At 66.4% G+C, this 2789-nt stretch carries 4 protein-coding genes; 2 read left to right on the top strand and 2 right to left on the bottom strand.

Features of this window, described 5'->3' with window-relative positions:
* Together VD811_13905 and VD811_13910 are read left to right on the top strand one after the other, a co-directional pair.
* The coding region (locus tag VD811_13905) for a CxxxxCH/CxxCH domain-containing protein (protein ID HXV22077.1) at window positions 1–492 on the top strand (492 nt) is incomplete at its 5' end.
* A gap of 83 nt (window positions 493–575) precedes the next feature.
* The gene (locus tag VD811_13910) at window positions 576–764 is read left to right on the top strand and encodes a carboxymuconolactone decarboxylase family protein (GenBank protein ID HXV22078.1); all 189 of its coding nucleotides are present in this window, start codon (window positions 576–578) and stop codon (window positions 762–764) included.
* A gap of 204 nt (window positions 765–968) precedes the next feature.
* On the opposite strand, the gene VD811_13915 is transcribed toward VD811_13910, so the two are convergent.
* Window positions 969–2477 (bottom strand): TolC family protein, encoded by a 1509-nt coding sequence (locus VD811_13915; GenBank protein ID HXV22079.1) that lies wholly within the window; start codon window positions 2475–2477, stop codon window positions 969–971.
* A partial coding sequence (locus VD811_13920; protein ID HXV22080.1) for an efflux RND transporter permease subunit occupies window positions 2474–2789 on the bottom strand: 316 nt, incomplete at its 5' end. The genes VD811_13915 and VD811_13920, both read right to left, overlap by 4 nt.

The raw sequence follows: 2789 nt of genomic DNA on the forward strand, positions 1-2789 counted from the left end.
CAGGCCCTGCCCGGCGTCGGCAGCAACTGCGCCGTCTGTCACCCCGGCGCCTCCGCAGCCACCCACAACGACGGCTGGGTCGACCTCGCCATTGCCGCGACCTACAACGCCAGGACCGGCGCCGCCGCGGAAAATCCCAACGGCACTCCCAGCTGCGTCACCGTCAGCTGCCACGGCGGCCAGACCACGCCCGACTGGGGGACAGGCACGATCAACGTCAACACCCAGTGCACCTCCTGCCATGCCCGCGGCACCACCCAGTACAACAGCTACAACTCCGGAGAGCACGGCAGAAGCGATCACACGCGGCAGGCCTGCACCGCCTGTCACAACACCACCAGCCTGGCGAGCACGCACTTCAGCCGCCTCGACACGCCGACCATGGAAGGGCCCGCCGCGGCCACCGTCGGCGGCGGCTCAACCCGGGTGAACAGCTACAACGCTTCCACCCAAACCTGCACGACCAGTTGCCACGGCAGCGAAAGCTGGTAATCGAAATAGCGCAGCAAGCAGCAAAAGGGCGGGTCCTTCCGGGGACCCGCCTTTCTTTGTGGGAGACGACTGGCCGGACAATATTGACCGTCGCCCTTTTGCACAACTGTGACTATTGTGCCCTGGCGCATGAGGCCCTGGCCGGAATGGTCGGAGCGAGCCAGGCCGAGATCAATGAGGCCAAGCAGGTCATCGAGCTGTTTTCCAGCTTCAGTGCAATCGCCAACACCCTGCGGATACCCTGCGACATCTTCCCGCCTGAGCAGGACTGAGTCGGAGACGAACACAGCCTGGCGTCACGCCCGTAACCGGGGCTTGCCCATCATGCCGGGAGGGAAAAGTTGTCGGGGGGACAGGTGTGAGCGGTGTCGCCTCGGAGCAGGACGAGCAGTGCGCCAGGGCCGGGCTGACCGCCCGCAAAAACGACTGATCGGGAGCCGGCAAATACAGGACGCCGGACTCATCACCCCGGCGGATCAACTCCCCAGGCGGACGCCGCGACGCTCGAGGAGGGTGCCTTCGGAGCGGAAGAGGTTCACCATCGCTATCCGGTAGTTGACGATCGCCTCGACTTCGGCGATCTGGCTGGCCAGCAGGTCGCGCTGGGCCTGGGAAACCAGCAGGGTCGTACTGGCGCCGACATCGAAGCGCTCCTTTTCGGCGGTCAGCGTCTCTTCCTGCAGGGACCGGGTCGCTGCCGATGCCGCAATCTGCTGCCTGACCCGCTCCAGTTCGTTGACGGCCAGACGGACGTCGAGCCGCACCAGTTGCAGCAGATTGGAGACGGCTTGCTGCGCCTGCTGCCGGGTTGCCTTGGCGGCTACGTGCCGCGCCTCGGCCGCCCGATTGCCAAGGGCACGGCTCAGCCGGAGACCGGCCGACAGGTCGTAGCTATTGCCGTCCAGCTCGCGGAAGGAACCGGAGAAGGTATCGGCGTAGCCGGTTTTGCCCAGGCCAACAAAAAAATCGAGGCGCGGCAGCAGGCCGTTGCGGGTGACGACCGTTTCCAGGCGCTGCTGTTCAAGCTGCGTACGGGCCTCGTTGAGATCCGGCCGCATCTTTTCGGCCAGTTGCAGACGCTCACCAAGATCCTGCACCGGCACCGGCTGCATGCGCGGCTCTGTCGCGGCGTGGATCTGCGAATCGAAGGAATCTTCCGGACCGGGATTGACCAGGCGCAGCAGGCGCAGGCGGCGGTCTTCCAGAAGACTGCGGGCGTCGATCAGGGCCTGCTCACGCAGGGCTACTTCGGCTCGGGCGGCGGCCGCTTCGACTCGGGGGAGCAGTCCGACCTCGATCCGCAGTTCGGTCTCGTCCCGCTGCTGTCGAGCCACTGCGAGCGAGCTCTCGAAAATGGCGATCTGTTCTTTGGCCAGCACGAAGTTCCAGTAGGCGGTCTCCGCCTCAGCCAGCAGCGCCTCCGTGAAGGCGCGCAACTCGTAGTGGCTGGCAACGGTGCCGAATTCGGCCTGGCGCACGGCGGCCAGGTTCACCGCCGGTCCGAAACCCTGCAAAAGCGCCTGGGTCACGGTGAGCCCCATTCTTGCTACCTGCTGTTCGGGAGCGCGGTTGGAAATGCTGCGGGACTGCTCGACCGTCCCCGCGATGGTGGTCCCCGTCGGCAAGAATTTCCGGATGCCGGCGATGGCGCTGGTCTCGTTCCCCTCCACATCGAACTGGGTGCCGGTGGCACGGGCGGTCTCGGTAGCCCGCTCCTTGGCGTACTCGAACTCGGCGAAAACCTCGGGGTCGAAGGCCCCGCGTTCGATCTGCTCGAAAGTCCCGACGATGACCGGGGTGAGCCGGCGCACCTGGAGATCGCGGTTGTTCTGCAGGACGAGCAGGGCGACCTCCTCGACGGAGAGTTTGAGCATCGCCCCGGTCGGATCGGCAGAGACATCCGACTGAGCCAGCCCGCTGGCCGGTCCGGTCAGCAGCAGAGCCAGAACCGGGAGCAGAAGTCGGGTCAGGCAGATCGCATTCACGGGCGGTCTCCTTTCGCTTCGGGATGGAACAGGGAATAGACCGCCGGCACCAGCACCAGGGTGATCAGGGTTGATCCGGTAAGACCGCCGACCACCGCCCGCGCCAGCGGGGCCTGGGCATCCGCCCCCTCGCCGATGCCCAGCGCCAGCGGCAGCAGCGCCAGAATGGTGGTCAGCGAGGTCATCAGGATCGGCCGCAGCCGCCTTCTGCCCGCCTCGGCCACTGCCTCGTGCACGCCCATGCCGGTGCGGCGGAGCTGCCCGGCCTGGTCGACCAGCAGGATGGCGTTGTTGACCACGATCCCCCCCAGC

The organism is Desulfuromonadales bacterium (genome assembly GCA_035620395.1).
Classification (GTDB): Bacteria; Desulfobacterota; Desulfuromonadia; order Desulfuromonadales; family DASPGW01; genus DASPGW01.